This is a genomic window from Streptomyces sp. NPDC048197 (genome assembly GCF_043202395.1).
Lineage (GTDB): Bacteria > Actinomycetota > Actinomycetes > Streptomycetales > Streptomycetaceae > Streptomyces > Streptomyces siderophoricus.
Genome location: NZ_JBIDAJ010000011.1, coordinates 164,855 through 189,636, shown reverse-complemented (window position 1 = coordinate 189,636; position 24,782 = coordinate 164,855). Strand labels below are relative to the sequence as shown.

Below are 24,782 nucleotides of genomic sequence, written 5' to 3'. Positions count from 1 at the left end.
CCCGGCGGACGCCGACGGGCGCGGGCCGGGACCCGATCGGGGTCCCGGCCCGCGCCCGTGGCCGGCTTCTGCGGCCGGTTACGCTCCGGCCGGTGCCGGACCTACCCGGCGGGGACGGCTGAGCAGCGCCGCCCCGGCCAGTCCCGCACTGACGATCGCCAGGGCCACCGCCAGCAGTTCGGGCCACATCCCGGTCTCGCCGAGACCGCTGCCCAGGGGGGTCAGCACGCCCGCCCGGGACAGCGCGTGCAGCGCGATGATGACCATGGCCGCGGCGGCACTGACCGTCCAGACCAGAGCGGTGTCCCGCATCGCCAGCCAGCCGGCCAGCAGCAGGTAGACCACGGCGATGGCCATCGACAACCCGGCGGCCGCCTGGGCGCCCTGCATGTGCCCGGCGTGCACCGGCAGGTGGCTCAGCCCGCAGAGCGCCAGCGCGGCCGCGGCCGGCCAGCGCAGCGCGGACCGCAGCACACCGGGGAACGCGTAGCCCGGCTGCCGGGGCTCGTCGTGCCCGGCGTGCTGCTGGGCCCACGCCGGCTGCCCGCCCTGCTGCTGGTTGGCGGCGGGGCGGGACCAGGGGGTGTGCTGCGGCGGCTGCTGGTGCGGGGCGTTGTCGTACCGGCCGCCGGCGCCGACCGGCTGGCCGGTGGGGCCGAGGGGCCGGACGTCCGGGTCGAGGAACGGCATGGCGGCGGTGGGCTCGGGCTCCCCCGGGCCGCCGCCCGGACCGCCCGAGCCGCGCGGACCGCCGGAGCCGCCGGGACCGCCGGGGCCGGGGTCCGGCGGGAAGTGCGGGGGCATGCCGTACGGGTCGGTGCCGTCCGCCTTCGCCCGGTCGAACAGCTCGATGAGCTGCGCGACCTCCTCGACGGACCGGCCGACGGCCGCCGCGCGCAGCGCGTCGTGCCCGGCCTCCGCGGTGTGCGGGTCGGACCGGAGCAGGTCGAAGAGCTCCGCGACCTCGCTCACCGGACGGGAAACGACCGCCAGCCGGAGGGCTTCGTCGCCGGGATTGGGAACGTCGCCGCTCCGGCGGAGCAGTTCCACGAGGGCGGCGACTTCCTCCAAGGGCCGATGGGTGACTGCCTCCCACAGAATCGTGCGGGCCGAGTTCTTCTCAGGGGTGAGGGGCGGAATGTGCTCGCCGTGTTCTGTCGATGACAGTTCGGCGTCGCCCCCACAAATAGCTGGTTCGGATGTCATGGAGGACTCCACTGAACGATGGGAGCGTCAAACACCAGGAGCGCTGACACTCGGCGGACGTTGTGCTGCTGTGCTTCAGCCAACGTCCCTCTTCGGCGCGGTCGCCATTCAGGAAGGCCATCCGGTGGAGACACGCCGGGACGCCCGGGCGTGCCGCGTCCGCGGGCCAAGCCGTGGAGGGGCGTCGTGGTGGCCTTTCCGTTCCGCCGGGGCGGCGGGATTTTCGAGGTGCCGTGGGCCGCCGGGCCTGATTCGCTGGTATCGGGCAGCTTCCCTACACAGTGCGAGGACAGACCATGGACGCAAGCGGAGAATCCCGTGCACGCATTCAGCAGATGCGGGACAAGGCGAGGGAATTGCAGCAGACCGCGGAGCGCACCAACGATCCGGAGGAGCGGAAGCGGCTCCAGGAGAAGGCCCGCCGGCTGCAGTCGCAGAGCGAGCAGGAAAGCATGATGCGGGGCGGTGACATCTACCCCTCGGAGTGAGCGGGACGGCAACGAAGGGACGGGACGCGGCCGGCGGGCCGCGTCCCGTCCGCGTTTCCCCGGCAGGGCCGTGGGGGCCGTCACACGGTGAACGGCTGCTGGTCCAGGAATGCCGGGTCGGGATTTCCGGTCGTGTAGAGATTAGGGCTCTGGGTGGGCGGCATACCGCGCTGGATGTCGCGGTGGAACGTGCGGTAGCCGCCGCGGAAGGTGCCGCCGTTCCAGACGTCCAGGAGGGTCCCGGTGAATTTCCCGTTGGTGTCGCCGTCGGAGGCCAGCTGATTGTCCTGGCAGGCGGCGAGGAGCACGGCGTCGGCGGCCGGTTCGCGGCTCTTGCGGGCGCCGAGTTCCCGCTGGATCTCCTGGAAGAATTCCTGGTCGCGCCGGTAGATCTCGTACTGCCGGTCGGGCGGCATCAGCCGGGCGGCGTGTTCACCGTCGCCCTGGTCCGGCATTTCGACGGCGGTGCCGCTGTGGCAGCAGTCGAGGACGACGAGGAGGCGGACGCCGCGGGCGAACCGGCCGAATTCCCGGTGCAGCTCGTCGTCGAGGAATTCCCGGTCGTACAGCACCAGCGTTTCGTCGAACCGGTCCGCCTCGGCGTCGCCGCCGGTGGTGTTGGGGACCTGGCCGCCGTGGCCGGAGTAGGTGAGCAGCAGGATGTCGCCGCTCTTGAGCGTCTTGGCGGCCTTGCGCAGTTCGGCGGTGACCCGTTCGACGGTGCCGTCGGTGGTGAGCAGGGTCGTCGGGGCGAAGCCGGCGCCGCGGGCCAGCGCGGCCATGTCGTGGGCGTCGTTCTCGCAGGCGACGAGCCGGCCGTCCCAGCCGCCGTACCGGGCGGGATCGACCTGGTTGAGTCCGACGTGGAGGGAGAGGCCGGTGGGCATCGCGGGCTCCTTGGCAGCGGCAGGGGTCGGGGCAACGCCTGGATGCGTTCCGTGGCCGGCCGGCCGGTGAACTCGCCGGCCCGCCCAACCGCCTGAACGGTCCCCTGCGCGCACGCCGGCGAACGCCGCGGGCGGGTGCGGGCGGCTGTTGGAGTGGCTTCGCCGGGGACGCCGGTCGGCGGACCGTACCACCGGGAAGCGGTTGTCATATGACCACATCCGATGCGTCCCGGGCCGGCCGTGCCACCACCGGCCCGGCGTCCGGGGACGCCCTGGCGGGCCGCGCGGGCTACGACGAGCACTTCCTCGGCGTGCCCGTGCCGCTGCCGGTGCCGGCCCTGCCCGGGACGGAGACCGTGGTCCTGCCGTACACCCACTTCACGGTCCTGCTGCGCCCGGACCGGCGGCTGGCGGCGGCCACCGGCGTTTGCGTCGACGGCCGGCTGCTGCGGGAGCACGTACCGCGGGAGGGCGGCTGGCAGTTCGACCCCCGGCTGCCCGAGGACCTGCAGGCCGGCGACGCGGTCTACCGCGACAACTCCCTGGACAAGGGCCATCTGGTGCGCCGCCTCGACCCGGTGTGGGGCGACGTCGTGGAGGCCGGCCGGGCCAATGCCGACACCTTTCACTACACCAACGCCGCCCCGCAGGCCGATGTGTTCAACCAGGGCAAACGGCTCTGGGCCGGGCTGGAGGACCACCTGCTCGACCACGCCGACGCGCACGACCGCAAACTGGCCGTGCTGACCGGGCCGGTGCTGCACGACTCCGACCCGCCCTACCGGGGCATCCAGGTGCCGCTGCGCTTCTGGAAGGTGGCCGCGTTCGTCCAGGACGGTGCGCTCGCGGCCACCGCGTACGTCCTGGACCAGAGCCCGGACCTGACCCGGGACGCCGACCGGGCGCTGGCCGGCGCGGTGCCGGGCGCACCGCCGCCGCTGGGCACCTACCGCACGTTCCAGGTGCCGGTGTCGGACGTCGCCGAGCTGACCTCACTGGACCTGGGCCCGCTGCCGGCCGCCGATCTGATGCCGGTGACGCGCGCCCCGGAGGAACGCTGGAAACGACTCGCGTCGCACGACGACATCGTGCTGCGGCGCGACTGAACGGCGAGGGGACACACCATGCGACCGAGCGTCGTCTACGTCCACGGCAACGGCAACAAGGTCCGCCCGGACCTGCTCAAGTCCCAATGGGACACCGCCCTGTTCGGCCGGGACATGGGCGCGGCGTCGCGGATGGCCTACTGGGCGCCGGTGCGCTACCCCGCGCCGCTGCCCGACCACCGGCCGGACCCGCTGGACGGCGGCCCGGAGCCGGCCAAGGGCTCCCCGGCCGGCCTGGAGGGGCGCGCCACGAACGCCTCGGCCGCCGTCCCGCCCCCCGAGGAGTTCGTGGCGCGGACCCTCGACGAGGCCCGGCAGGAGACCGGCGGCACCGCACCGGAGCGGCGGGCGCGCCCCGACGAGGACGCCCTGGCCGACTGGCTGCGGGACATGACCTACCTCGCGGACACCCTCGCGCACACCGAGGCCGCCCCGGAGCCGGGGCCGGCCGACGCACTGCCGCTGGAGGTCGTGCCGCTGCCCCGGCCCGGCCGCACCGCGCTGTTCCGGGCGCTGGTGCAGCACGCGTTCAAGGACGTGTACGCCTACTTCTTCGGCGGTGCGGGGCCGGCGATGCGCGCCGTGATGCAGGAGGCGCTGGACGGCCTGGACGGCGGCCCGCTGGTCGTGGTCGGGCACAGCCTGGGCACGGTGATCGCCTACGAGGTGCTGCGGGAGCAGCAGCGCAACGTCGCGCTGCTGGTCACCGTCGGCTCACCGCTGGCGATCACCGAGATCCAGGACCGGCTGGCCCGCCCGCCGGCCGTACCGGACGGCGTGGCGGCCTGGCGCAACGCCTCCGACCTGCGGGACCTGGTGGCGCTAGACCACACCCTGCGCCCCGAGTACGCGCCCGAGGACCGGGTCACCGACGTGCTGGTCACCAACGACAGCCGCAACCACCACAGCATCGACGCGTACCTGTCGCAGCACCCGGTGCGCGAGCCGGTGCTGCGGATCTTCGGCGACGGTCCGGGGTAGGCCGGGCATGCCGCTGACCGAAACCGAGTGGGACCTGGTCACCACCTGGGTGCAGAACCATCTGGTCGACACCACCGAGCCGCACGACCGGCTCGCCGAGTACGGCTTCCCCGAGGACTTCGTCGCCGCGCTGCCGCTGACCCACATCAGCTCCGACAACGCCCGGGCCCTCGTGCACCGCTCGCGCACGGACATCGAGCGGCAGCTGCGGCTGGTGGAGGCGCTCACCGCGGTCGATGAACTGGCCGTGCTGCCCGACATCGTGAAGGTCCGGGAGTTCCGGGACCGGCTGTGGGAGGACTGCCGCGCGCACGCCGCGCAGGACACCTTCCGCACCTGCGTGCTGAAGAACGGCGCCGAGGCCTTCATCGACCGGCAGGGCCTGCGGGAGACGCTGCGCCGGTTCATCGCCGACCCCGACAAGTGCATCCTGCTGGTCGACGGCGAGCCGGACAGCGGCCGCTCGTACACCTACACCTTCCTGCGCCACATCGGTCAGCACAGCGGTTTCCGTCCCGTCCGGGTCACCCTGTCGCGGACCTCCACCGCGGCGAAGGTCGTCCGGCGGCTGGCCGACTTCGTCGCCGAACCGGGCACCGGCCCCGCCCCGATCGACCCCACCGGCCTCAACGACCCGCTGCCGTCCGTCGACGAGGCCGCGCACTGGGTCGCCGGCCGCGCCACCGCCGCCGAGGAACGGCTGTGGCTGGTGCTCGACGAGTGCGACCGGCTCGACCCCAGCTCCGACGTGTGGGACTTCATCGGGCAGCTCGCCATGGCCGTCTACGAGCACTCCGCGGTCCACGGCGACCAGGCACCCCGGCTGGTGCTGCTCGGCTACGGTCGGGCGATGCGCCAGCTCCCGTACGACCTGCGCGGCAGTGTCTCCTGGGACACCGCACGGGTCGTCGAACCGGGCGATCTGCGGTCCTTCTTCCACCAAGTCTTCCACGAATCGCCGCCACCGGCGCTGGCGGCCGGCGGCCCGCGCGAGTCCGCCATCGACGAACTCGTCGAGGTCGCCGTGGAAGAGGTGCTCTACGCCGCGGAGTCCGGCGGCGGGGCCGGCGAGAGCTATATGCGCCGGGTCAGTACGGCGGTGGAGGGAGCGGTCCGTGTCTACCGGTCCCTCTGAGCGTCCGGCCCCGTCGGGCCTGCGGGAGGTGTTCGCGGCCCGGCTGCGCGAGGCGCTGCACACCGGCGGGGAGCGCCGCGGCGGCGTCTCCCCCACCCGCCGCGCCTACCGCGAGGCGGCCTGCCTGCTGGCCCGTTTCGACCCCCGCGAGCTGCGGCTGCCCGACGAGAAGCACGCCACCGGCCGGGCGGTCCTGGAACTCGTCGACGACTGCACGACCCTGGGCATGCAGGACCAGGCCGGCTGGGCGCTGAAGGCCGAGGTCCGGGAGGAGGCGCTGGGCGGGCTGGCCGGGCCCGAGGCGGCCCGGCGCCTGCTCGCCGCCAACATCGGCCAGCTGCCGGCCGAGCCCGGGCCCGAACGGTTCGCGCTGGCCCAGCTGTTCGGCACACCGCTGGCGATCGACCGGCTGACCGCCGGTGAACTGGCCGACGCGCTGCAGGCGGTGCTGTGGCTGTCCCGGGTGCCGGGCATGACCGGCCTGCCGGACACCGGCCGGCTGCAGCGCGCCCTGGAGCGGGCCCGGCTGCTGGAGCCGCTGGAACGCCTGGTCCGCCGCCCGTTCCAGGGCCGGGCCGCCGAACTCGCCGAGCTGCGCGCCTACATCGCGCTGCCCGGGGCCGCCGCACCGCCCGGGCCGCCGGCGGCCCCTCCCGGCGGTCCCGGGTTGGTCCCCGCAATGGTCGTCCACGGGCCCGGCGGCATGGGCAAGAGCACCCTGCTCGCCAAGTTCCTGCTCGACAGCGTCCACGACCCGGCCGGCGGCATCCCGTTCGCCTACATCGACTTCGAGCGGCCCACCCTCTCCGTCCACGAGCCGATCACGCTGATCGCCGAGGCGGCCCGGCAGCTCGGTATCCAGTACCCCGCCCACCGCGCCGAGCTGGACGCGCTGGCGGAGGAGTGCCAGCAGGTCGCCCGCAGCCAGCGCGAGGGGCAGGAGCGGGTGACCCAGCTGCACGAACTCGCCGCCACCCGGGCGGTCCTCGGGCGCAGCTACTCGCAGCAGTTCCAGTCGGCGGCCACCGACCGGGAGACCGGGCTGGTCCGGCGGGTCGGCGAGGTCCTGAGGCGGGCGGTCGCGGAGGTGAAGTCCCGCCCGGACGAGCCGGACCCGCCGTTCGTGATGGCCGTCGACACCTTCGAGGAGGCGCAGTACCGCGGCTCACCGGCCCTGGGCCGGATGGTGGCGGTCTACGTGGCGCTCCAGAGCGCCTATCCGCGGCTGCGGGCCGTGTTCTCCGGGCGCGCACCGGTCGAACACCCGGCGAAGCGGGTGGAGTCGCTCGACATCGAACTCGGCGAACTCGACCCGCAGGCGGCGGTGAGCCTGCTCGCGTCCTGCGGCGTGGACGACCCCGAGGTGGCCCGGGAGCTGGCCGCCCGGGTCGGCGGGCATCCGCTCAGCCTGAAGCTGGCGGCGCGGGCCGCGACCCTCGCGGGTCTGGCGGGCGAACCGACCGGTGAGCTGATCCGCAGCCTGCCCGAACGCCGGCGGGAGGTCTTCCGCCGGGTCGACCAGCTGCTGGTGCAGGGCATCCTCTACGACCGGATCCTCAGCCACATCGCCGACGAGGACGTCCGCCGGCTCGCCCACCCCGGCCTGGTGCTGCGGGTCATCACCCCGGAGATCATCCGGGACGTGCTCGCCGGGCCGTGCGGCCTCGACGTACCGGGCCCGGAGCGGGCCCGGGAGCTGTTCGACGAGCTGAGCCGGCTGGACATGGTCGAGCCGGCCGCTCCCGACGCGGTGCGCTACCGCGGCGACGTCCGGGCCATCATGCTGCGGCTGCCCGGCGGCGACCGCACCGCGGTGATGCGGGAGGTCGAGCGGCGCGCGGTGGCGCACTACGCGGCCCGCGACGGGCTGGAGGCGCGCGCCGAGGAGATCTACCACCGGCTGCGGCTGGACGAGAACCCGCGCTCGGTGGAGGAGCGCTGGCTGCCGGGCGTCGAACGGTTCCTCGCCGGGGCCGGGCAGGAGATGTCGCCGCGGGCCGCGGGGCTGCTCACCGCCCGGCTCGGCGGCGGTGCGCCCGACCACGTGGCGGCCGGCGCGGACCAGGAGGACTGGGAGCGGATCGCCGCCCAGGAGGTCGAGGACCTGCTGGCGCAGGGCTTCGCGACGGCGGCCCTGGAGCGGATCGGCCGGCGCCGCCCCTGGACGCCGTGCAGTCCGCTGCACGCGCTGTACGCCGAGGCGCTCAGCCGCGTCGGGCGGCGGGACGAGGCCCGGCGGGCGGTCGCGGACGCCCTGGTCCCGGCCGGGCGCGCGGGGTGCGGGGAGCGCCGGCTGGAGCTGCTGCTGCTCTCCGCGCGGCTCGCGCAGGAGGACGGCGATCCGGTGCACGCCGACCGCGCGCTGCGGGCCGCGGAGGACGTCGCGGTGGGCCTCGGGCAGGACCTCGAAGCGATGGGCGCACTGCTGGCCCGGGCCCGGCTGACCGCCGACGAGGGGCGCGCGGAGCCGGCCACCGGCCGGCAACTCGCCGAGCGGCTCAAGAAGTTGCCCGACGACGTGCTGTCCGAGCGGCCGGTGCTGGTGCGCGCGGTCGCCTCGCAGATCTACGCCCAGGCCCCCGGCGCGCTGGAACACGCCGTGGAGGTGGTGGGGCTGCCGTCCGACGACGAGACGCTGGACGCGCTGGGCGCGGCGATGCGCCGGGCGACCCGCCGGCAGCCGGCGCTGCTGGGCAAGGTGATGGAGATCCTGGACGAGGCCGCCGGGCCGTCCCGCCCGGAGCCCGGGGCCGCACCGACCAGCATCGCCGGGATCCTGCGGCTGGCCCGGGACCGCGGCACCCTCGACGCGCTGGCCCGGCGCCTGCTGGCCGTACCGGACCGGAGCGGGGAGATCGTCGCCGGGGTGGCCGCGGCGATGGGAGTGGGCAGCGGCGCCCGGACCACCACCGGCGCGCACGTCCGCGCCGCCCCGGCCCCCGAGGAACGACACGCGCGCGAAAGGCGTGATGACCGGTGAACGGCTACCTCTCGCCGGACGAGATCCGGGCGGTGCTCGACGCCGCGGTGGAGACCGGGCTCGCCGACCCGTCGGTGCGGCCGCTGCTGATGGACGGGATCATGCCCCGCTACCGCGGCACGCTGCCGCTGCACCCCGCGCCGGGCCGCCAGGTGCACTCCGACCTCAGCCAGATGAACCGGGTGGAGCGGCTGGTCGACGGCTCGGTGCCGCTGGAGATCTGGCTGCGCAACGCCGTCGCCGAGACCACCGAGGCCGAGCCGCTCACCGTCTTCCAGCGGGCCCTGGACGACGTGGCGCGGCAGGCCGGCGGCGAGCCGGACGTCCTGGCCACGATGCCGGCACCCGGGGAGATCAAGGAGGAGATCGTCCACCGGGACGACACCGTGCCGATCGGGTTCCTGCGCGGCGGGGAGCTGGCCGGCGGGGCGGTGGCGCGCCTCAAGGTGCCGCCGTACCAAGGCGGTTCGCCGCTGCAGCCGAACGGCTTCCCGCACTCCGGCACCGGCTGGCTGATCGCCCCCGACCTGCTCGTCACCAATCACCACGTGGTCAACGCCCGGGCCGGGACCGGCGCCGGGCGGCCGGTGGCCGACCCGGAGGACCTGCACCTGCAGGCCCGGCACACCCGCGCCCGGTTCGACTACGACACCGACGACATCGAGACCGAGGAGGCCGCGGTCGCCGAACTCGTCGCGGCGGACGCGGCGTTGGACTACGCGCTGCTGCGGCTGGCCGAGGCGCCGGCCCGGCCGGTGCTGCGGCTGGCGGAACGGCCGCTGACGGTCGGCCGGGGCGACTACGTGGCGGTCAACATCATCCAGCACCCCGGCGGCCTGCCGAAGCGGGTCGCGCTGCGCAACAACCTCGTCTACGAGGCGGACGAGAACGACGTGCGCTACTTCACCGACACCCGCGGCGGGTCCTCGGGCTCACCGGTCCTCACGGACGACTGGAAGGTGGTGGCGCTCCACCGGGGCACCCGGCGCGTGGAGAACGTGCTGTTCCAGGGCCGGACCACGGCGTTCGTCAACGTCGGCACCCAGATGCGCAGCGTGCTGCGCCATCTGGAAACCACCAGTCCCGGTATCCATGCCGAGATCCAGGCGGCACAAGCGGCGCCGTAGCGCGAGGCGACGGCACCATCGAGGAGGACGAGATGCCACGGCGGAACAGAACACCGGTCGCGGCCGGCCCGGAGCAGGTCTTCTCGGACCTGCGCGAGGTCGCGGCGCGGGTGCGGGACGGACTGTCGTCCGAGATCCCCGAATCCCTGGAGGAGCTGCCGGCGGAGGAGCAACCGGCCGGCCAGATCGCGCAGTTCGCGCAGGCGGAGCGGGCCCGGGTGCTGACCGCGGGCGCGATCGGCCTGGAGAAGCTCGCCGAGGGACGCACCGACGAGATCAGCGACGACGAGTCGTTCGGCATGGAGGCGATCGTCCTGCTGGAGGGCCGGCCGGCGATCCTCGTCCAGAACCACGACTTCGCGCCGCAGCAGGGCGACTGGGCGGTGCTGGACGGGCACCGGGCGGCGATTCGGGAGTCGTTCGCGCGGGTCGGCCGGGTCGAACTGGCCGGCCACATCAGCCTGGACTGGCTGGGGACCGCGTTCCTGGTCGGCCCGGACACCGTCCTGACGAACCGTCATGTGGCGTTGGAGTTCGCCCGCGGCGACGGCCGCGGCTGGACCTTCCAGCAGGGCATCAGCGCCAACGTCGACACCGGCGAGGAGTACGTCGACCCGCTGTTCGCCGGCGGCGGCCCGGCACCCGGCGCGGCGAGCCCCTCGTTCGACGTCGTCGAGGTGGTGGGCGTCCACGAGGACGTCGACCTGGCCCTGCTGCGGGTCGCCCCGCCGCCCGGCGGCAGCGCGCTGCCCCCTCCCCTGGCGGTGGCCGCGGACGCCCCGGCCGATCTGCCCGGCCGTCCGGTGTACTGCGTGGGCTACCCGGCGTACGACGGCCGGCGCAACGAACCCGAGTCGATGCGCCGGATCTTCATGGACATCTACAACGTCAAACGGCTGCAGCCCGGCACCACCACGGGGCTGGCGCCGGACCGGAACGTCATCCGCCACGACTGCTCGACGCTGGGCGGCAACAGCGGCTCCCCCGTCATCGACCTCACCGACCACCGGGTGCTCGGCCTGCACTTCGGCGGCCGCTACGGCCTCGGCAACTACGCCGTGCCGCTGTGGCAGCTGGTCGAGGATCCGCTGCTGGCCCGGGCGGAGATCAACTTCGTCTGAGTCCGGCCCGGGCCGCGCCCCGCCGCGGGTCAGCCGCCGGTTCTTGACGAACTCGGTGGTGTAGGTCTTCTTCAGGTCCACCGACGCGTTCTTGAGGTTCGGGTTGAAGGACTTCAGCACCCGCTCCACGGTCGCCGGGCCGTCGGCCGGCATCACACCGTCCTTGGTGAACATCGGCAGGGTGTCCTTGATCGCCTGCACATAGAGCTCCTTGCCGCCCTGCGCGTAGTCGGCCGGCATCTTGTCGGCGATCTGCTCGGGCGTGTGCGTGGACATCCACTTCAGGGTCTTCACGAAAGCCTTGGCGAGCTTGCGCACGGTGTCCTTGTGACTGTTCACCCAGTCGGTGTTCATGTAGAGGCTGGACGACGGGTACGGGCCGCCGAGCGCCTCCTTCGACCCCTCCGGCGTGCGCATGTCGATGAGCACCTTGCCCAGGTTCTTGTCGAGGACCTGCGCGACGGTCGGGTCGGTGGTCATCCCGCCGTCGATCGAACCCTGCTTCATCGCCGAGAGGAAGGTCTGCCCGGCGCCGACCGCCACCGGGGTGAACTCGTTGGTCTGCACCCCGTTCTTCACCGCGAGGTACTTGGTCAGGAAGTCGGTGGACGAGCCGAGCCCGGTGACGCCGAGCTTCTTGCCCTTGAAGTCCTTGGCCGAGGTGAGGCCGGCGGCCGCCTTGCTGGAGACCACCTCCACCTCGCCCGGAGCGTGCGCGAACTGCACCACCGACTCCACCTGCTTGCCCTTCACCTGCAGGTCGAGGGTGTGGTCGTAGAAGCCCACGACGCCTTGGACGTCACCGGACAGGAGCGAGGTGGTGGCCTGCACACCGGCCGGTTCGGTGAGCAGCGTGACGTGCACGCCCTCGTCCTCGAAGTAGCCCAACTGCTGGGTGAGTCTGGCCGGCAGATAGATGACCTTGTCGAGACCGCCCACCATGATCTTGATCTTGCCGTTGTCGCCGCCGGCCGCGGCGTCCTGGGATCCGTTGTCACCACAGGCCGTGAGGGTCGTGAGGGCGAGCAGGGCGGAGGCCGCCGCGGCGGTCAGCTTGACGGACGTACGCATGATCAAATCCTTGAATTCATCAGTGGGTTGACGGGAAAAGGAGCACGGCCGGTCAGCGGCCGGCCGAGGTCTCGGCCGGCTTCCAGCGGAACAGCCGCTTCTCCAGGAACGCCAGCAGCCCCTCGGCGACCAGGGCGACCACGGCGAGGATCACCATCGCGGCATACACACCGGCCGCGTTGAACGTGCCCTGGGACGCCGAGACCAGCAGGCCGAGGCCCTTGGTCGCGCCGAGGTACTCGCCGACGATCGCGCCGATCAGCGCGAAACCGAAGCTGACGTGCAGGCTCGTGAAGATCCACGAGGTGGCCGACGGGATCACCACCTGCAGGGTCACCTGACGGTTGCTCGCCCCCAGGATCCGGGAGTTGGCCACCAGATTGCGGTCCACCTCCCGCGCACCCTGGAACGCGTTGAAGAACACCGGGAAGAACACCAGGACCACGGCGGACGCCACCTTGGACGCCGGGCCCAGACCGAACCCGATCAGGAAGATCGGCGCCAGCACGATCCGCGGCAGCGCATTGAGCACCTTGATGTACGGGCCGAGCACATCGGCCAGGAAACGCACCCGGCCCAGCGCGATGCCCAGCACCACCCCGGCGAGCACACCGATGACCCAGCCGAGCAGCGCCTCGTAGAGCGTGTACCAGATCTGCTCCCACAACGAGCCCTGCGGGGTGCCGTTCAGCGCCCACTGGCTCATCTGGTCCCAGATCCTCGACGGCATCGAGAAGTTGAACGGATCGATGACCGCGGCCCGGGCCAGCCCCTCCCACAGCCCGAGCAGTCCGACGAGCAGCACCACCCGGCTGCCGTACACCAGCAGCCGGCGCCGGCGCGCGGCCCGCGCCCGCTCCCGCGAACGGTCCGCGCGGGCACCGGACTTGACCACCGCGACGGGCGCGTGGACGGTCTCAGGCGGCATCGGCGGCACCCCTCTCGCGGGTGATGCGGACCTCTTCGCCGAGCGAGGACCAGATCTCCCGGTAGATCTCGATGAACCGCGGCTCCAGCCGCACCGACTCGACCCGCCGGGGCCGCGGCAGATCGATCTCGAAGACCTCCTTGACGGTCGCCGGCCCGGCCGTCATCACCACCACCTTGTCGGCCAGCGCGATCGACTCCTCCAGGTCGTGCGTGACGAACACGACGGACGCACCGGTGCCCGACCACAGCTCCAGCAGCTCGTCCGACATCAGCGCCCGGGTCTGCACATCGAGCGCCGAGAACGGCTCGTCCATCAGCAGGATCCCCGGATCGTTGACGAACGTCGCGGCCAGCGCGACCCGTTTGCGCTGGCCACCGGAGAGCTGATGCGGATAGCGGTCCTCGAAGGCCGCCAGCCCGACCCGGGCCAGCCACTCCCGCGCCCGCTGCCTGGCCTCCGCCTTCGGCACACCACGGAAACGCGGCCCGGCCATCACGTTCGACAACACGGTGCGCCAGGGGAAGACCGCGTCCTGCTGGAACACGAAGCCGACCGTGTCACCGATGCCGCGGACCGGCTCCCCGGCCACCAGCACCTCGCCCCGGGTGGGCTCCTCCAGCCCGCTGATCAGGGTGAGCGTGGTGGACTTCCCGCATCCCGTGGGGCCGACCACGGCGACGAACTCACCGCGCCCGACGACCAGATCCAGATCCCGTACGGCGGTGTGCAAGCCCCCCGACGGGGTCCGGAACGTCTTGCTGGTGCCCCGTAGTTCGATGGCGGGGCTCAGGTGGCTGTTCATGGGCCCGGACGCTAGGTGTGATCCGGCACACCGACACGCTTCTGGCCACAACCCGCCTTTGTGCGCGCAAACCCTGTTGTGCTCGTTTTGCTCACGCTAGAACAACAACAACATCACCAGGGGGTGCGCGGATGCTCACGCACGGCATACCGTTGCGACCATCACCCCGTAAAGAGAATGTGTCGGTTCCGCGCACACGCGGCAGGGGCCAAGGACGAGGAGAGCATGCGGATCCACTGGCCCCGGCGCGTCTTCGCCCAGGTGCTGACCGCCCAACTCACCCTCACCACCGGCGTGATGGTGCTCGCCACCAGCCTGTTCCTCGCCCCCCTCAGCTCCGAACTCGACGACCAGGCGATGCGCCGGGCCCAGTCCATCGCCCAGACCACCGCCGCCGACCCCGACCTCCCCCACGAGATCACCACCACCCCGCCCGACCGGCATGGACCGGTACAGACCGCCGCGGAACGAATCCGCCGGGCCACCGGCGCCCTGTACGTCGTCGTCATGGACACCCGCGGAGTGCGCTGGTCACACACCAACCCCGCCGAAATCGGCCGGCACGTCTCCACCGACCCCAGCCGCACCCTCGCCGGACGCGAGGTACGCCAGATCGACACCGGCACCCTCGGACGATCGGCCCGCGCCAAGGTCCCGCTGCGCGACCCCCGCGGCCGCATCGTCGGCGCCGTCTCCGTCGGCATCGCCTACGACAGCGTCCACAGCCGCCTGATCGGCACCCTCCCCGGCGTACTGCGCTACGCGGCCGCCGCGCTCGCCGTCGGCGTCCTGGCCGCGGTCGCCCTCGCCCGCCGGCTCCGCCGCCGCACCCACGGCGTCGCGTTCACCGACATCTCCGCACTGCTCGACGAACGCGAGGCGATGCTGCACGGCATCCGCGAAGGCGTGGTCGCCTTCGACCGGCACGGCCGGATCCGGCTGGTCAACGACGAGGCCGGACGACTGCTCGGACTCGGCGCCGGGGCCGCCGGACGCCCCCTGGAGGAGGTGCTGCCGCCGGGCAGGACCACGGAAGTCCTCGCCGGACGGGTGGCGGGCACGGACCTGCTGGCCGTCTGCGGCGGCCGGGTACTGGTCGCCAACCGCGTACCCACCCGGGACGGCGGAGCCGTGGTCACCCTCCGCGACCGCACCGAACTCGAACTGCTCGGCCGCGAACTCGACGGAACCCAGGGCCTGTTGGACGCCCTCCGCGCCCAGGACCACGAACACGCCAACCAACTGCACACGGTACGCGGCCTGCTCGAACTCGGCCGGTACGACAAGGCCGTCGAATTCGTCACCGAAGTGGCCAGCGCCCACCGCGCCTCCGCGGAACAGATCGCCGAGCGGGTGCACGACCCACTGCTGTCCGCACTGCTCGTCGGCAAGGCCGCCATCGCCGCCGAACGCGGGGTCTCCCTGCGGATCTCCGACGCCACCCTGCTGCCGCACGCCGTGGTCGACCCCCGCGACCTGGTGACCGTCCTCGGCAACCTGATCGACAACGCACTCGACGCCACCGCCGAACGCCACCGCCAACGACCCTTCGTCGAGGTCGAGTTGCGGGCCGAACACCGCACCGTCGTCCTACGGGTCGCCGACACCGGCCCCGGAGTCCCGCCCGCCCTGCGCGAGCAGATCTTCGCCGAGGGCTGGTCCACCAAAACCCCCCACCCGCCGGCCACCGGCCGGCCGACCACGGCCCCGGTGACCTTCCACCGCGGCCGCGGCATCGGCCTGGCACTGGTGCGCCGGCTCGCCGAACGCTACGGCGGAATGGCCCGCGTCACCGCCCGCGCCGGCGGCGGCGCGGTCTTCACCGTCGTCCTGCCCGAAGCACTCCAGGAAGAACGCCCCACCACGGCGCCCACCACATCACCCACGCCCACCACGTCGCCCACCACATCGCCCACCACGTCGATCGGAGAATCACGGTGACCGCCGGAGAACCACGGGGACCGTCGGAGCGGCACGATGAATGACGGCCGGTGCGTCCCGATGACCGACCGTCGGAGCGTCCCCATGACCGGAGGCCCCCGGTGATCGACGTCCTCGTCGTGGACGACGACTTCCACGTCGCCGAGATCAACGCCGCCTACGTCTCCCAGGTACCCGGCTTCCGGGTCACCGGCTGCGCCCACACCGCCGCCCAGGCACTCGCCGCCCTGGAACGCACCCACGCCGACCTGGTGCTGCTCGACCACTACCTGCCGGACGAGAACGGGCTGTCACTGCTCCGGCGGCTGCGGCAACTCGGCCACCGCACCGACGTGATCATGGTGACCGCGGCCCGCGACGTGACGACCATCCAGGACGCGATGCGGTCCGGCGCGCTGCAGTACCTCGTCAAACCGTTCGGCTTCTCCGGACTGCGCGCCAAGCTCGACGGCTATGTCGCGCTGCGCCGCACCGTCGAGGGGGTGAGCGGCCGCGGCGAGGCAGGCCAGGAACAGGTCGACCGGATATTCGGCGCCTTCCGCACCGCCGAATCCCCGCACACCGAACTCCCCAAGGGCCACTCCGCGGCCACCGTCGGGCTGATCCGCCGCGTCCTGGACGCGGCCCGGGTACCGCTGTCCGCCCACGAGGTCGCCACCCGCGCCGGCGTCAGCCGCTCCACCGCCCAGCGCTACCTCAAACACCTGGAACGCAGCGGCCACATCATCCTGACCCTCAAATACGGCGACACCGGCCGCCCGGAACACCGCTACCGCTGGGCGGCAGCGGGCTGACCCGGGCCCACGGCGCCCCTGGCTGCCGGGAACACCACCACCGCCGGACGGCGGCGGGCTGACCCGGGCCCCCGGCGCCCCTGGGTGCCAGGCCCCCGCCGGGCAGCTACGGGCCGGCCCCGGACCACGGCCGTCCCACCGATGATCCCGAAACCTGGCGAAACCGCAGTCCACCCCCGGGCGGCTACGGGCTTCGGTTCCCCGGTCCGGAGCGCCTCCCTGGGCATTTCTCCCGTCCGGGCCCCGGCGGGGAGGCGCACCCCCTAGCCTCCTGATCATGGACATCTCGACGACCGGCAGGGGTGACACGGACCCCACCCCCGTCCTGCTCGACGCAGCGCAACTGACCGCCGACCCGGACCTGGCGGCCCGCTTCCCCGCCGAGGCCCACCGCGTGCTGGCCGACCTCGTACGCGCCGGCGCGCCCCTCGGCTGGGACGACCCGCCTGCGCCGGACGAGGTGGCCGACCTCATCACCCGCGTACTGCAAGCCGCACGGCACGGGGACGCGGCACTGCGCGCCGCCTACCTCGGCCGCCGGCTGATCGGGCTGGGGTACTGGCTGCGCTACACCCAGGCGACCAACCGCCAGCACGCCGATCTGGTCAAGATCGCGGTGTCGGCCGAGGCGCACGGCCACGGCATCGGCAGGTCGCTGACCAGCACTTTGGTCGCCGATGCCCGCGGGGCGAAGATCGAGGTCCTCACCCTCGACGCCCGCGCCGACAACACCCGCGCACTCCGCCTCTACCGCTCCCTCGGCTTCCGCGAATACGGCCGCCTGCCCGCCTTCGTCGCCATGGGCGGCCGCCGCTACGACAAGGTCTTCTACATGCTCGACCTCCGCACGTACACGCTCGACCTCAGCACGGAAAACCCCGCCGCCCACCCTCCGCCTCCCCCCACGCCTTGACATCCCCTCCCCCAGGACTCAGGATCCCTCCGTGACGTCCAACCTGTCAGACAGCCAGACAGCCTCCACCGGTCCCGGCGCTTCCGGTGACCCCGGTGCCGGTGGTCCCGGCGCCTCCGCCACTCCTGCCGCCTCCGTCACTTCCGCTGCCTCCGTCACTTCCGCCGCGTCCGTCACGTCCGGGGGTGTGCCCCGCCGCGTCAGCGCGATGGAAGCGGTCCTGCACCATCTCCGCGGCGCCATCGAACGGGGCGAGTACGCGGTCGGCGACAAGCTGCCCTCGGAGGCGGAACTCTGCCGCCGCCTGGAGGTGAGCCGACCCGTACTCCGCGAGGCCCTGCGCGCCCTGCAGACCATGGGGCTCACCGTCTCGCGCACCGGCAAGGGCACCTTCGTCGTCTCCGACGGCGCGGTGGCCGACCCCACCTTCGGCGACTACGCGGCGAGCGACCTCCTGGAGGTCCGCCGCCACGTGGAGATCCCGGTCGCCGGGTACGCGGCGCAGCGCCGTACCCCGGAGGACCTCGACCACCTCACCCACCTGCTGGAGCGGATGGAACGGGAGACCGACACCACCGCCTGGGTGGCCATGGACACCCTCTTCCACCTGGCGGTCGCCCAGGCCGCCCGCAACCCGGTCTTCCGCCGCGTCATCGAGGAGATCCGCGACGCCCTGGCCCGCCAGTCCGCGTTCCTCAACGAGCTCGGCGGCCGCCGCGAACAGTCCAACCGCGAGCACCGCGCCATCGTCGAGGCCCTCATCGACAATTCCGCCCCCGACGCCGAACAAGCCATGGCCCACCACCTCACCCGCGTGGAAACCACCCTCACCCAAATCGTCGCCGCCGCCCCGGGCCCCTCCCCCGCCCCCGGCGCGACCCCCACCCCGAATCCCGAGCCCCAGCCGTGACCCAGCACCCCCTCCACCGGCCGTCCCCCGTCAGCGAGTCCTCAAAGGACCGCCAACCGCCCGCCAGCTCCTCACCCACCAGCCCCTCACCCGCCGGTTCCTCATCCACCGGCGAACCGTCACCCTCCGGCGACATGGCGCCGCCGGTGGGGGCCCTGAGGTCGATGAGGGCAATGAGCGCGACAAGGGACAGCGCGGTTCCCAACCCGCCCGAGGTATCGAACCCGCCGCAGGTGTCGAACCCGGCCGAGGTATCGAACCCGGCCGAGGTATCGAACCCGGCCGAGGTGTCGAACCCGCCTGAGGTGGCGAACCCGGCCGAGGTGTCACCCCCGCCCGAGATCCGTGAACCCGCCCACGCCCCCCTCGCCCACGTGGTGCGCGGCGACATCATCGAGGGCGTCCACCACGGCTCGGTCGTGGTGCTGGCCGCCGACGGGAGCGTGCAGTTCCAGGCCGGCGACATCGAGGCCGCTTTCTACCCGCGCTCGGCCCTCAAGCCGCTCCAGGCCGTCGGCCTGCTCCGCGCGGGCCTGCCGCCCCTGGACGACGAGGCACTGGCCCTCGCCGCGGCCAGCCACTCCGGCGACGAACGCCACCTGGCCACCGCCCGTCGCATGCTCGCCACCGCCGGCCTGACCGACGACGCCCTGCGCAACGTCCCCGACCTGCCGTACGGGCCCGCCGAACGCGACGAGTGGCTCCGTCGCGGCCTGGGCCCCACCCGCCTCACCCAGAACTGCTCGGGCAAGCACGCCGCAATGGTGCTGACGACCCTGGCCCGGGGCTGGCGACCGGACACCTACCTCGACCCGGACCACCCGCTACAGCGGGAGATCGCCGCGACGGTCGAGGACCTCACCGGCCAGCGCATCGCCCGCGTCACCGTCGACGGCTGCGGCGCCCCGCTCTTCGCGGTCTCCCTGCACGGCCTGACCCGGGCCGCCGCCCGGCTCGGGACGGCAGCCCCCGACACCTACGAGGGCCGGGTCGCGCACGCCATGCGTACCCACCCCGAGATGGTCTCCGGCGTCGACCGGGACACCGCCCGGCTGGTGCGCGCGGTCCCCGGGTTGCTCGCCAAGGACGGCTTCGAGGGCGTTCAAATCGCGGCCCTCCCGGACGGGCGGGCGGTCGGCGTGAAGATAGCCGACGGCGCCGACCGCGCCCGGATGCCCGTGACGGCGGCTGCCCTGGCGCGCTGCGGTGTCGATCCGGACGTCCTCGCCGACTTCGCCGCCACACCGGTCATCGGGGGCGGCGCACCGGTCGGAGCGCTGCGGGCGGCGGGTGCCCTGTCCATGCCCGCTTCGTCCATGCCCGCTTCGCCCATGCACGCTCCGGTTTCCGCTCCTGCTTCCACTTCCCCCGCCAGCCCCAACTCCCTGTCTCCTGCTGCCTCCTGACGCCTCCTCATACCCCGGCAACGATTACGGAGCGTGATTCGTTCCCGGATCGGTCACTCTCTGTGATGAAATCCTCCCCCGCTCCTGCCCGGTTTACGCCCACGGCGGCCTGGGTGCCTGGGTGTCTGGGTCCGTACATCCCCTGCTCCCCTGCTCCCCCGCTCCCCCTCTCCTGTTCCCCTTGCTCCACTCCCCCGAAGGACGTTTTTCGTGACTGCCGTGACTGCTGCTACTGATCACCGTTGGGAACACGATCTGTTGGGGGATCGGGAGATACCCGCTGAGGCCTACTGGGGTGTGCATACGTTGCGGGCCGTGGAGAACTTTCCGATCAGTGGGATGGCGATCTCTGCCTATCCGCATCTGATCAATGCGCTGGCTGCCGTCAAGGAGGCTGCGGCGCGGGCCAACCAGGATCTGGGGCTGCTCGATCGGGAGCGGGCGGAGGCGATTGTTGCTGCCTGCCGCGAGATCCGGGTGGAGGGGCGGCTGCATGAGCAGTTCGTGGTTGACGTGGTTCAGGGGGGTGCCGGTACCTCGACGAACATGAACGCCAATGAGGTGATCGCCAATCGGGCGTTGGAGATCCTCGGGCATGCGAAGGGCGACTATGTCCAGCTGCACCCGAACGAGCATGTCAATCTTGGGCAGTCGACGAACGATGTGTATCCGACCGCGGTCAAGGTCGCCACGATCATGGCGGTGCGGGAGCTGGTCGATGCGATGGGTGTGTTGCGGGCGAGCTTTGCCGCCAAGGCGGAGGAGTTCCGCGAGGTGCTGAAGATGGGGCGGACGCAGCTCCAGGATGCGGTGCCGATGACGCTGGGGCAGGAGTTCTCCGCGTACGCGGTGATGCTGGAGGAGGACCAGAGCCGGCTGGCGGAGGCCGTGCTGCTCATCCACGAGATCAACCTCGGTGCGACGGCCATCGGTACCGGCCTCAATGCGCCCCGGGGGTACGCCGAGGCGGCCCGTGGGCATCTTTCCGCCATCACCGGGCTGCCACTGGTGACCGCGGCCAATCTCGTCGAGGCGACGCAGGACTGCGGGGCGTTCGTCCACCTCTCCGGTGTGCTGAAGCGGATCGCCGTCAAGCTCTCCAAGAGCTGCAACGACCTGCGGCTGCTGTCGTCCGGGCCGCGGGCGGGCCTGGCGGAGATCAACCTCCCGCCGGTACAGGCCGGTTCGAGCATCATGCCGGGCAAGGTCAACCCGGTGATCCCGGAGGTCGTCAACCAGGTCGCCTTCGAGGTGATCGGGAACGACGTCACCATCACGATGGCCGCCGAGGCCGGGCAGCTCCAGCTCAACGCCTTCGAGCCGATCATCCTGCACTCGCTCTCCGAAAGCATCACCCACCTCGGGGCCGCCTGCCGGACGCTGGCCGAGCGGTGCGTGGACGGGATCACCGCGAACACCGAAACGCTCCGGGCGAGCGTGGAGAATTCGATCGGGCTGGTCACCGCGCTCAACCCGCACATCGGGTACACGGCGGCGACCGCGATCGCCCAGGAAGCCCTCGCCACCGGGCGTGGGGTTGCCGAACTCGTGCTGGAGCAGGGCCTGTTGCCGGCCGAGCGGCTTGCCGCTCTGCTGCGGCCGGAGGAAGTGGCGGGCACGGGAAGATGACTGTGAGGCGCAGCACACGTCGACGGTGACGATGACGGCGACGGGGATGGCGACGGGGACGGGGACGGGGACCAGTACGGCTCAGCCCGGCCCGGCTCAGCCCGGACCGGCTCAGCCCGGACCGGCTCGGCCTGGCCCGGCCCGGCTCGGCCCGTCGTCGTCGGCGGCGCCCGTACAGTCGCTCCCGGCCGCGGCCACATCACCGGCCGGCCCGCCCGGCGCCCGGAACCCCGCAACCGAAATGGCCCCACACCCGGAATAACCCCGTCCCGGAACCGCGCTCCCCCGGTAAGTGGATCAGAATCGTGTACAGGGGTCCTGCGGGGCTCCGTACACGAGATGCTTCGGAGAGTCGGAGAGAGGGATCGCATGCGTATCGCGCTGTGCCAGATGACGGCGTCTACCGAGCCGAAGGAGAACCTCGCGGCGGTGCAGGACCACGTGCGGCGGGCGGCGCGGGAGGGGGCGCGGCTGGCGGTGTTGCCCGAGGCGTCCATGGTGCGGTTCGGGGTGCCGTTGGGGCCGGTGGCGGAGCCGCTGGACGGGCCGTGGGCCGAGGGCGTGCGTGCGGTGGCCCGGGAGACGGGGGTGACGGTGGTGGTGGGCATGTTCACCCCGGCGCCTGAGGGGCGGGTCGCCAATACGTTGCTGGCGACCGGGCCCGGGGTCGAGGAGTCGTACGACAAGATCCATCTGTATGACGCGTTCGGGTTCCGGGAGTCCGACACGGTGGCCGCGGGCAGCCGGGTGGTGACCATCGACATGGAGGGCGTCCGGGTGGGCCTGGCGACCTGCTACGACCTGCGGTTCCCGGAGCTGTTCCGGGCGCATGCGGATGCCGGGGCGACGGTGTCGGTGCTGCCCGCTTCCTGGGGTGCGGGTCCCGGCAAGCGTGCGCAGTGGGATCTGCTGGTACGGGCCCGCGCGCTGGATGCGACGGTGTGGCTGGCGGCCGTCGGCCAGGCCGCGCCGGACCCGCAGGCCGACCCGGAGGTGCCGACGAAGGCGCCGACCGGTGTCGGGCGCAGTGCGCTGGTCGGTCCGGACGGTACGGTACGGGCCCAACTGGGCGGTGCACCCGAGCTGTTGGTGGCGCAGCTGGATACGGAGGAGACGGCGCGGGTGCGGCGGGCGGTCGCGGTGCTGGACAACCGCCGGCTGTAGCGCGGATCGGAAGCAGGTACGTAGCAGGTCCGTAGCCGTCGGCAGGTGTGGCAGCCGCCTCCCACCCACGCGCCGGGGGGCGACTGTCACGCCAAAGGCCCACGGCCCCCACCCCCTCACCCGCCCCCTCGCACCCGCCCCTCCGTCACCCGAAAGCACTCAGGAGCCCATCTCCTCACCCCACACCAGCAGTTGACGGCCCGTCATGCAGACCCAGTCGGAGGTGTTCGACGTGATAGAGGGCTTGGTCGAGGAGTTCGGCGACGTGGTGGTCGTAGAGGGCGTAGACGATGGAGCGGCCGTTGCGTTCGCCGGTGACGAGGCCGAGGTTGCGGAGCAGGCGGAGTTGGTGGGAGCAGGCGGACTGTTCCATGCCGACGGCGGTGGCGAGGTCGCCGACGGCGCAGGGGCCTTCCTGGAGGCGGGCGAGGATGCGTAGCCGGGAGGGGGTGGAGAGGGCCTGGAGGGTGGCGGCGACGTCGGCGGCGCCTACGGCGTCGAGTCGTTCGCGGGTGGTTGTGGTGCTTTTGTCGTCCATTCCGTGACCCATGGGGTCATCCTAGCGATGAGATATGAAGACCTCTTCATTCGTTCGTGGGCTTGTCAAGGGATTCAGCCGGCCGTCCGGGGTTTCAGCCCCCGTCCTCGCGCACCATGTCCGCGCACTTCTCGCCGATCATCATGGTGGTGATGCAGGGGTTGACGGTGACGAGTTCGGGCATGACCGAGCCGTCCGCGACCCTGAGGCCCGTGACGCCCTTGACCCGCAGTCGGGCGTCGAGGGGTGCCATGGCGTCGTCGGCGGCGCCCATCTTCACCGTGCAGGAGGGGTGGTAGACGGTGTTGTGGGTGGTGCGGATGTAGTCGAGGAGTTCGTCGTCGGTGCGGAGGTCGGGGCCGGGGGCGAGTTCGGCGCCGGTCCAGTCGGCGAGTGCGGGACGGGCGGCGATCTCCCGGGCCAGCCGCAGGCCGTGTGTCATGACCCGGATGTCGTGCTCGTGGGTGAAGTAGCGCGGGTCGACCCGGGGCTTGTCGCGGAAGTCGCGGGTGCGGAGCCGGACGGTGCCGCGGGAGCGGGCGCGGGTGACGTTCGGGGTGAGGCAGAAGGCGTTCTCGGAGGTCGGGTAGCCGTGCCGGGCGGTGTTCAGGTCGAAGGGCACCGAGCCGTAGTGGAACATCAGGTCCGGGCGGTCCAGGCCGGGTTCGGTGTCGGCGAAGATGCCGATCTCCCACCACTGGTTGGAGGCGGTGACCATGGGCTGCTTGGCCTGCCACATGATGACGCCCTCGGGGTGGTCCTGGAGGTTCTCGCCGACGCCGGGTGAGTGGACGCGGACGTCGATGCCGAGGTCGCGGAGGTGGTCGGCGGGGCCGATGCCGGAGAGCATCAGCAGTTTGGGGGTGTCGATGGAGCCGCAGGAGACGATGGTTTCGCGGCGGGCGCGGACCGTGCGGGTGTGGATCAGGTCGGGGTCGAGGTAGGCGACGCCGGTGCAGCGCCGGTCGTCGTCGATGAGGAGGTGTTTGGCGCGGATGCCGGTGCGTACGGCGAGGTTGGGGCGGTTGCCCATGACGGGGTGCAGGTAGGCGACCGAGGAGGACTGGCGGATGTTGTTCTCGTCGGAGTTGATCTGGAACCAGTGGGCGCCGCGGAGGACGGTCCGGCCGGTGTTGAAGGGGGTGGTGGGGATGCCGCTCTGGGCGCAGGCTTCGAGGAGGGCGGTGCCGCAGGGGTCGGTGGGTTTGATGGTGCGCAGGGTGACGGGGCCGGTGCGGCCGTGGTGGTCGCCGGGTGCGTCGTTGTTCTCCAGGCGCCGGTAGAGCGGAAAGGTGTCGCGGGCGCCCCAGCCGGTGCATCCGTTCGCCTCCCAGCCGTCGAGGTCCTCGGCGGGTGCCCAGAAGGCGATGCAGGAGTTGTGCGAGGAGCAGCCGCCGAGGACCTTGGCGCGGGCGTGCCGCATGTAGCTGTTGCCGTTCTCCTGGGGTTCGACCGGGTAGTCCCAGTCGTAGCCGGATTCCAGCAGTGCCATCCAGCGTTCCAGGCGCAGGATGTTGTCGTCGCCGACGTCGCTGGGTCCGGCCTCCAGGACGCAGACGGTGACGGTGGGGTCCTCGCTGAGGCGGGCGGCGACGACGTTTCCCGCGGTGCCGCCGCCGACGACGACGTAGTCGAACTCCTCGTGTTCCATG

At 72.4% G+C, this 24,782-nt stretch carries 20 protein-coding genes and 1 pseudogene; 14 read left to right on the top strand and 7 right to left on the bottom strand.

The annotated features are described in order from the left end of the window. Nucleotides 1–78 precede the first annotated feature (78 nt). Complete coding sequence (locus ACGF4C_RS17675) at nucleotides 79–1,206, bottom strand: hypothetical protein (RefSeq protein WP_393567187.1); 1,128 nt, start codon at nucleotides 1,204–1,206, stop codon at nucleotides 79–81. 296 nt (nucleotides 1,207–1,502) lie between these two features. Here ACGF4C_RS17675 and ACGF4C_RS17670 point away from each other — a divergent pair, with 296 nt between their 5' ends. Then, entirely contained in the window at nucleotides 1,503–1,694 is a 192-nt protein-coding gene (locus ACGF4C_RS17670; RefSeq protein WP_393567185.1) for a DUF6381 family protein, read from the top strand. 80 nt (nucleotides 1,695–1,774) lie between these two features. On the opposite strand, the gene ACGF4C_RS17665 is transcribed toward ACGF4C_RS17670, so the two are convergent. Continuing rightward, the gene (locus tag ACGF4C_RS17665) at nucleotides 1,775–2,581 is read right to left on the bottom strand and encodes a caspase family protein (protein ID WP_393567184.1); all 807 of its coding nucleotides are present in this window, start codon (nucleotides 2,579–2,581) and stop codon (nucleotides 1,775–1,777) included. Nucleotides 2,582–2,790: 209 nt separating this feature from the next. Here ACGF4C_RS17665 and ACGF4C_RS17660 point away from each other — a divergent pair, with 209 nt between their 5' ends. The 6 genes from ACGF4C_RS17660 to ACGF4C_RS17635 are packed head-to-tail and all read left to right on the top strand — an operon-like array spanning nucleotide 2,791 to nucleotide 11,031. Further along, nucleotides 2,791–3,687, top strand: a complete 897-nt coding sequence (locus ACGF4C_RS17660) for a DNA/RNA non-specific endonuclease (RefSeq protein WP_393567182.1) — start codon at nucleotides 2,791–2,793, stop codon at nucleotides 3,685–3,687. Between the two features lie 18 nt (nucleotides 3,688–3,705). Further along, nucleotides 3,706–4,668 carry an alpha/beta fold hydrolase gene (locus ACGF4C_RS17655; RefSeq protein ID WP_393567180.1) on the top strand — a complete coding sequence of 321 codons (963 nt, stop codon included), beginning with the start codon at nucleotides 3,706–3,708 and terminating at the stop codon, nucleotides 4,666–4,668. 7 nt (nucleotides 4,669–4,675) lie between these two features. Next, nucleotides 4,676–5,803 carry a hypothetical protein gene (locus tag ACGF4C_RS17650; protein WP_393567178.1) on the top strand — a complete coding sequence of 376 codons (1,128 nt, stop codon included), beginning with the start codon at nucleotides 4,676–4,678 and terminating at the stop codon, nucleotides 5,801–5,803. Next, nucleotides 5,784–8,783 carry an ATP-binding protein gene (locus ACGF4C_RS17645; RefSeq protein ID WP_393567177.1) on the top strand — a complete coding sequence of 1,000 codons (3,000 nt, stop codon included), beginning with the start codon at nucleotides 5,784–5,786 and terminating at the stop codon, nucleotides 8,781–8,783. Before ACGF4C_RS17650 ends, ACGF4C_RS17645 begins: the two co-directional genes overlap by 20 nt. Continuing rightward, a complete protein-coding gene (locus ACGF4C_RS17640) occupies nucleotides 8,780–9,910 on the top strand; it encodes a trypsin-like peptidase domain-containing protein (protein ID WP_307811067.1) in 1,131 nt (376 codons plus the stop codon). Before ACGF4C_RS17645 ends, ACGF4C_RS17640 begins: the two co-directional genes overlap by 4 nt. Before the next feature lie 32 nt (nucleotides 9,911–9,942). Beyond that, the gene (locus tag ACGF4C_RS17635; RefSeq protein ID WP_393567176.1) at nucleotides 9,943–11,031 is read left to right on the top strand and encodes a trypsin-like serine peptidase; all 1,089 of its coding nucleotides are present in this window, start codon (nucleotides 9,943–9,945) and stop codon (nucleotides 11,029–11,031) included. A 42-nt stretch (nucleotides 11,032–11,073) separates the two neighbouring features. On the opposite strand, the pseudogene ACGF4C_RS17630 reads toward ACGF4C_RS17635, so the two are convergent. The 3 genes and pseudogenes from ACGF4C_RS17630 to ACGF4C_RS17620 form a co-directional block, all read right to left on the bottom strand. Next, nucleotides 11,074–12,102, bottom strand: a pseudogene (locus ACGF4C_RS17630) (ABC transporter substrate-binding protein); the annotation flags it as partial. A 52-nt stretch (nucleotides 12,103–12,154) separates the two neighbouring features. Continuing rightward, nucleotides 12,155–13,030: an ABC transporter permease gene (locus ACGF4C_RS17625; RefSeq protein ID WP_393567174.1), complete on the bottom strand. Its 876-nt coding sequence runs from the start codon at nucleotides 13,028–13,030 to the stop codon at nucleotides 12,155–12,157. Further along, nucleotides 13,020–13,835, bottom strand: coding sequence for an ABC transporter ATP-binding protein (locus tag ACGF4C_RS17620; RefSeq protein ID WP_393567172.1), 816 nt, complete (start codon nucleotides 13,833–13,835; stop codon nucleotides 13,020–13,022). The genes ACGF4C_RS17625 and ACGF4C_RS17620 overlap by 11 nt, the downstream gene beginning before the upstream one ends. Before the next feature lie 225 nt (nucleotides 13,836–14,060). Between ACGF4C_RS17620 and ACGF4C_RS17615 the strand changes: the two genes are divergently transcribed. The 7 genes from ACGF4C_RS17615 (at nucleotide 14,061) to ACGF4C_RS17585 (ending at nucleotide 22,592) form a co-directional block, all read left to right on the top strand. Continuing rightward, nucleotides 14,061–15,776 carry an ATP-binding protein gene (locus ACGF4C_RS17615; RefSeq protein ID WP_393567170.1) on the top strand — a complete coding sequence of 572 codons (1,716 nt, stop codon included), beginning with the start codon at nucleotides 14,061–14,063 and terminating at the stop codon, nucleotides 15,774–15,776. Nucleotides 15,777–15,877: 101 nt separating this feature from the next. After that, entirely contained in the window at nucleotides 15,878–16,570 is a 693-nt protein-coding gene (locus tag ACGF4C_RS17610) for a response regulator (protein ID WP_030415036.1), read from the top strand. Between the two features lie 277 nt (nucleotides 16,571–16,847). Beyond that, nucleotides 16,848–17,483, top strand: coding sequence for a GNAT family N-acetyltransferase (locus ACGF4C_RS17605; protein ID WP_393567168.1), 636 nt, complete (start codon nucleotides 16,848–16,850; stop codon nucleotides 17,481–17,483). Between the two features lie 208 nt (nucleotides 17,484–17,691). Beyond that, nucleotides 17,692–18,393 (top strand): FadR/GntR family transcriptional regulator, encoded by a 702-nt coding sequence (locus ACGF4C_RS17600; protein ID WP_393567251.1) that lies wholly within the window; start codon nucleotides 17,692–17,694, stop codon nucleotides 18,391–18,393. A gap of 173 nt (nucleotides 18,394–18,566) precedes the next feature. Next, nucleotides 18,567–19,799 (top strand): asparaginase, encoded by a 1,233-nt coding sequence (locus ACGF4C_RS17595; RefSeq protein ID WP_393567166.1) that lies wholly within the window; start codon nucleotides 18,567–18,569, stop codon nucleotides 19,797–19,799. Between the two features lie 219 nt (nucleotides 19,800–20,018). Further along, nucleotides 20,019–21,428, top strand: coding sequence for an aspartate ammonia-lyase (gene aspA, locus ACGF4C_RS17590; RefSeq protein ID WP_393567250.1), 1,410 nt, complete (start codon nucleotides 20,019–20,021; stop codon nucleotides 21,426–21,428). 369 nt (nucleotides 21,429–21,797) lie between these two features. Then, the gene (locus ACGF4C_RS17585) at nucleotides 21,798–22,592 is read left to right on the top strand and encodes a carbon-nitrogen hydrolase family protein (protein ID WP_393567165.1); all 795 of its coding nucleotides are present in this window, start codon (nucleotides 21,798–21,800) and stop codon (nucleotides 22,590–22,592) included. A 175-nt stretch (nucleotides 22,593–22,767) separates the two neighbouring features. Here the strand turns inward: ACGF4C_RS17585 and ACGF4C_RS17580 are convergent, their stop codons facing one another. Then, on the bottom strand, nucleotides 22,768–23,142 hold the full coding sequence (locus ACGF4C_RS17580) for an ArsR/SmtB family transcription factor (protein ID WP_393567163.1): 375 nt from the start codon (nucleotides 23,140–23,142) through the stop codon (nucleotides 22,768–22,770). A gap of 82 nt (nucleotides 23,143–23,224) precedes the next feature. Then, complete coding sequence (locus ACGF4C_RS17575) at nucleotides 23,225–24,781, bottom strand: GMC family oxidoreductase (protein ID WP_393567161.1); 1,557 nt, start codon at nucleotides 24,779–24,781, stop codon at nucleotides 23,225–23,227. Between the last annotated feature and the right edge of the window lies 1 nt (nucleotide 24,782).

Excerpts from the sequence above, each read along its gene's own strand:
- ACGF4C_RS17675 (WP_393567187.1), bottom strand. The coding sequence starts at position 1,206 with ATGACATCCGAACCAGCTATTTGTGGGGGCGACGCCGAACTGTCATCG.
- ACGF4C_RS17670 (WP_393567185.1), top strand. The coding sequence starts at position 1,503 with ATGGACGCAAGCGGAGAATCCCGTGCACGCATTCAGCAGATGCGGGAC.
- ACGF4C_RS17665 (WP_393567184.1), bottom strand. The coding sequence starts at position 2,581 with ATGCCCACCGGCCTCTCCCTCCACGTCGGACTCAACCAGGTCGATCCC.
- ACGF4C_RS17660 (WP_393567182.1), top strand. The coding sequence starts at position 2,791 with ATGACCACATCCGATGCGTCCCGGGCCGGCCGTGCCACCACCGGCCCG.
- ACGF4C_RS17655 (WP_393567180.1), top strand. The coding sequence starts at position 3,706 with ATGCGACCGAGCGTCGTCTACGTCCACGGCAACGGCAACAAGGTCCGC.
- ACGF4C_RS17650 (WP_393567178.1), top strand. The coding sequence starts at position 4,676 with ATGCCGCTGACCGAAACCGAGTGGGACCTGGTCACCACCTGGGTGCAG.
- ACGF4C_RS17635 (WP_393567176.1), top strand. The coding sequence starts at position 9,943 with ATGCCACGGCGGAACAGAACACCGGTCGCGGCCGGCCCGGAGCAGGTC.
- ACGF4C_RS17625 (WP_393567174.1), bottom strand. The coding sequence starts at position 13,030 with ATGCCGCCTGAGACCGTCCACGCGCCCGTCGCGGTGGTCAAGTCCGGT.
- ACGF4C_RS17620 (WP_393567172.1), bottom strand. The coding sequence starts at position 13,835 with ATGAACAGCCACCTGAGCCCCGCCATCGAACTACGGGGCACCAGCAAG.
- ACGF4C_RS17615 (WP_393567170.1), top strand. The coding sequence starts at position 14,061 with ATGCGGATCCACTGGCCCCGGCGCGTCTTCGCCCAGGTGCTGACCGCC.
- ACGF4C_RS17605 (WP_393567168.1), top strand. The coding sequence starts at position 16,848 with ATGGACATCTCGACGACCGGCAGGGGTGACACGGACCCCACCCCCGTC.
- ACGF4C_RS17600 (WP_393567251.1), top strand. The coding sequence starts at position 17,692 with ATGGAAGCGGTCCTGCACCATCTCCGCGGCGCCATCGAACGGGGCGAG.
- ACGF4C_RS17595 (WP_393567166.1), top strand. The coding sequence starts at position 18,567 with ATGAGCGCGACAAGGGACAGCGCGGTTCCCAACCCGCCCGAGGTATCG.
- ACGF4C_RS17585 (WP_393567165.1), top strand. The coding sequence starts at position 21,798 with ATGCGTATCGCGCTGTGCCAGATGACGGCGTCTACCGAGCCGAAGGAG.
- ACGF4C_RS17580 (WP_393567163.1), bottom strand. The coding sequence starts at position 23,142 with ATGGGTCACGGAATGGACGACAAAAGCACCACAACCACCCGCGAACGA.
- ACGF4C_RS17575 (WP_393567161.1), bottom strand. The coding sequence starts at position 24,781 with ATGGAACACGAGGAGTTCGACTACGTCGTCGTCGGCGGCGGCACCGCG.